Origin of the sequence: Pseudomonas sp. K5002, assembly GCF_013386655.1 — a bacterium.
Lineage (GTDB): Bacteria > Pseudomonadota > Gammaproteobacteria > Pseudomonadales > Pseudomonadaceae > Aquipseudomonas.
In genome coordinates this window covers 1-3,424 of record NZ_JACARK010000960.1, presented here as the reverse complement: position 1 = coordinate 3,424, position 3,424 = coordinate 1, and the positions used below count along the sequence as shown (strand labels likewise).

The 3,424-nt window shown below is 62.2% G+C and carries 3 protein-coding genes and 2 pseudogenes; 3 read left to right on the top strand and 2 right to left on the bottom strand.

What is annotated here, in order from left to right; translation table 11 throughout:
- A pseudogene (locus tag HX846_RS31735) lies at positions 1 to 470 on the bottom strand (glutamine synthetase); the annotation flags it as partial.
- Between the two features lie 387 nt (positions 471 to 857).
- Between HX846_RS31735 and HX846_RS31730 the strand changes: the two are divergent.
- Entirely contained in the window at positions 858 to 1,634 is a 777-nt protein-coding gene (locus tag HX846_RS31730) for a transporter substrate-binding domain-containing protein (RefSeq protein WP_178966916.1), read from the top strand.
- Here HX846_RS31730 and cynR read toward each other — a convergent pair.
- On the bottom strand, positions 1,609 to 2,475 hold the full coding sequence (gene cynR, locus HX846_RS31725; RefSeq protein WP_178903204.1) for a transcriptional regulator CynR: 867 nt from the start codon (positions 2,473 to 2,475) through the stop codon (positions 1,609 to 1,611). The genes HX846_RS31730 and cynR overlap by 26 nt on opposite strands.
- Before the next feature lie 112 nt (positions 2,476 to 2,587).
- Between cynR and HX846_RS31720 the strand changes: the two genes are divergently transcribed.
- Entirely contained in the window at positions 2,588 to 3,229 is a 642-nt protein-coding gene (locus HX846_RS31720; RefSeq protein WP_178966915.1) for a carbonic anhydrase, read from the top strand.
- Positions 3,230 to 3,258: 29 nt separating this feature from the next.
- Positions 3,259 to 3,424, top strand: a pseudogene (locus tag HX846_RS31715) (cyanate hydratase); the annotation flags it as partial.

Genomic DNA, 3,424 nt, shown 5'->3' with positions numbered 1-3,424 from the left:
CTGTCGGGTTTCTGGTCGAGCAAATAGAACTCCAGCTCCGCCGCCATCACCGGGTAATAGCCGTCGGCCTTGAGGTCGTCAATCACCCTGGCCAGCAGGTGCCGGGGATCGGCCACGGTAGCGGGCATGCCTTCGGTGGGGTGCATGCTGACTTGCACTGCTGCCGTCGGGATCAGGCGCCACGGCATGCGCTGCAAACTGCCGCTGACCGGGTAAGCGCGGCAGTCGATATCACCGACTTCCCAGACCAGCCCGGAGTTCTCCACGTCGTCGCCATTGATGGTCAGGCCGAGGATGGTACTCGGCAGCGGCCGGCCACTTTCATAGACCGCCAGCAGTTCATCGCGGTGCAGCAGTTTGCCGCGAGGCACACCGTTGTTGTCGAGGATGAACAGCTCGAACATCTCGATATCCGGGTTCTGCTCAAGAAAGGACTGGGCTTCGTGCAGGGTGGCAAAGGGCGTGCTCATGGGCATTCTCATACGTTCGCGTCAGGCAGGCGCGCGGGCGCTGCCGGGCAGATGCGCGGGGCATCCATTCGGGCAAATCAACGTAGGAGAAAGGTGTCCGGTGGGCGTGCGTGGCGGCAGTGCCAGAGCGCCCAGAAGGCGAGTTCGGAAGGGAGGGCATCAGCGGTGACCCGACGACGATCCGGACGGCTGGACGCGGTGGCGCCTGGCGATGTCTCAGGGTGTGTGTCGGGGGAACCGTCCATGCGGGATTCACAGTAAAGAGATGCCGGGCAGCCTCACACGCGAGGTTAAGCCGTTAAATCCAGTCTTGATGGAGTTTGGTTGTGCCGTGGCTAAACATTTGCAAATAATGGCGGCCCTGCCCATGCCCAAGGACCCGACCGCATGAAAGCATTGCTGACCCTTTCCCTGCTGGCCGGCCTGTCTGCCCAGGCCCTGGCCGACAGCCCTGCGTCGCGCCTGGATGAAGTGCTCCAGCGCGGCGAAATGAGCGTCTGTACCACCGGCGACTACAAGCCCTACAGCTATTTACGTCCGGACGGCAGCTACGAAGGCATCGACATTTCGATGGCCCAGTCGCTGGCCAAGAGCCTTGGGGTGCAGGTGAAGTGGGTGCCGACCACCTGGAAAACCCTGATGCCGGACTTCCTGGCCCAGCGCTGTGATATTGCGGTGGGTGGTATTTCAGTGTCCCTGGAGCGGCAGAAAAAGGCGTTTTTCAGCCAGCCATTGGGCGTCGACGGCAAGATCCCGCTGGTGCGTTGCGCCGATGTGCAGCGCTATCAGACGGTGGAGCAGATCAACCAGCCGCAGGTACGCGTGATCGAGCCTGCGGGCGGCACCAATGAAGTATTTGCGCGGGCGCATTTGGGCAAGGCACAACTGACGCTGTTCCCGGATAACGTGACGATTTTCGAGGAACTGCTGGCGAACAAGGCGGACGTGATGATCACCGACGCCAGCGAGGCGCGGTATCAGCAGAAGCTCAAGCCGGGACTGTGCGCGGTGAATCCCGAGCGGTACATGCAGTACAGCGAGAAAGCGTTCCTGCTGCCCCGCGATGATGTCGCATGGAAGAGTTATGTGGACCAGTGGATGCACTTGAGCACGGTGACCGGCGTGTACGACGGCATCATCAATCAGTGGCTGGCTGCGCCCTGACCAGCTCGACAAACGCCTTGCACGCCGCACTGCGATAGCCTCCCCTGCGGCTGAGCAACGCCGCCGTGCGTTGCGGCAACGGCGGGCTCAGCGGCACCGCCTGCAACCCCGGCTGCACCTGGGCAATCGCGCTGGGCAGGATGGTCGCCAACTGCGTATTTCGTACGATTTCGATAATCGCGCTGATGGAATTGGCCTCCATGGTAATCAGCGGTTTCACCGCCTGGCTGCGAAAATACTCATCGATATAGCGACGCGTGGCGAAGCCGGCATTCAGCAGCACCAACGGCTGCTGGAGCCACGACTGTCGATCAATGCCGGGATGACCAGCGCTCACCACTACGCTCAACGCCTCGACAAACACCCCTTCACACTCGATATCCGGCAAATGCTCGCCGGTAAAACCGATGCCGATATCCAGCAAATCCTCCGTCAGTGCCGCCTCCATGCGGTCCTGGGTCAGCTCCTCGACACTCACTGTAATCCCCGGATACAGCCCGTTAAATCGCGCCAGCAGCGGCCCGATCAGGTAGGCGGTAAATGTCGGCGTCATCGCCAGGCGCAAGCTGCCACGGCTCAGGTCCTGCACGTCATGCATGGCGCGGGTGCCGGCCTGCAGATCCTGCAAGGCCAGGCGCGCAAACCGCACATAGGCCTCGCCTGCATCGGTCAGGCTGACGCTTCTGCCGGAACGGTCCAGCAGTGGCGCACCGAGAGTGTCTTCCAGTTGCCGGATCTGCTGCGACAAGGTCGGCTGCGACACATGCAGCGCCTCCGCCGCCCGGGTGAAATTACGGTGCTCGGCAACGGCCAGCAGGTAGCGGATATGACGCAGCAACATGGAAGGCGCTCCAACTATAGGCATGACTTATAGAAACCATAATAAGCCGGTCTTGGACGCTATAGCTGAAAACTTCCATCCTTGCCCCATCAGCGACGCAAGGAGAACCACCATGCAAGATCTCATCGACGGCTTCCGCAAGTTCCAGGGTGAAGCCTTCACTCAACGCAGCGACCTGTTCAAACACCTGGCTACCACGCAAAACCCCGGCACGTTGTTCGTGTCTTGTTCCGACAGCCGCGTAGTCCCGGAACTGCTGACCCAGCAGGAACCCGGTGACCTGTTTGTGATCCGTAACGCCGGCAACATCGTCCCGTCCTACGGGCCGGAGCCTGGCGGCGTGTCGGCCACCGTCGAATACGCAGTGGCCGTTCTCGGCGTCAGCGACATCGTGATCTGCGGCCACTCCGACTGCGGTGCCATGACCGCGATCTCCACCTGCAAATGCCTCGACCACTTGCCCGCCGTGGCCAACTGGCTGCGCCACGCCGAGTCGGCCAAGGTGATCAATGCCGCCCGCACTCACGCATCGGATGCCGACCGGCTGAACTCGCTGGTACGGGAAAACGTGGTCGCCCAACTGGCCAACCTCAAGACCCACCCTTCCGTGGCCCTGGCCCTGGAACAAGGCCGGCTGAGCCTGCACGGCTGGGTCTACGACATCGAAAGCGGCGCCATCGACGCCCTGGATGGCCGCAACGGGCGCTTCATGTCGCTGCTCGACCACCCGGCCACCCGTGCCTACGCCGCCTGAACCTTATTCAAACCCAAGAGGACATCACCATGTTGCAATCCCAATTCGCCCAATCCCCACGCCTGGCCCTGGCCGACACCGTCATCGACATCAAGGCGCGCAAGAACCTGTCATGGCAGGACCTCACCGACGGCACCGGCCTGAGCCTGGCGTTCGTCACCGCCGCCCTGCTCGGCCAGCATCCGCTGCCCAAGG

What these genes read in the sequence shown, in the direction of transcription:
- HX846_RS31730 (WP_178966916.1), top strand. Translation starts at nt 858, where the DNA reads ATGAAAGCATTGCTGACCCTTTCCCTGCTGGCCGGCCTGTCTGCCCAG.
- cynR (WP_178903204.1), bottom strand. Translation starts at nt 2,475, where the DNA reads ATGTTGCTGCGTCATATCCGCTACCTGCTGGCCGTTGCCGAGCACCGT.
- HX846_RS31720 (WP_178966915.1), top strand. Translation starts at nt 2,588, where the DNA reads ATGCAAGATCTCATCGACGGCTTCCGCAAGTTCCAGGGTGAAGCCTTC.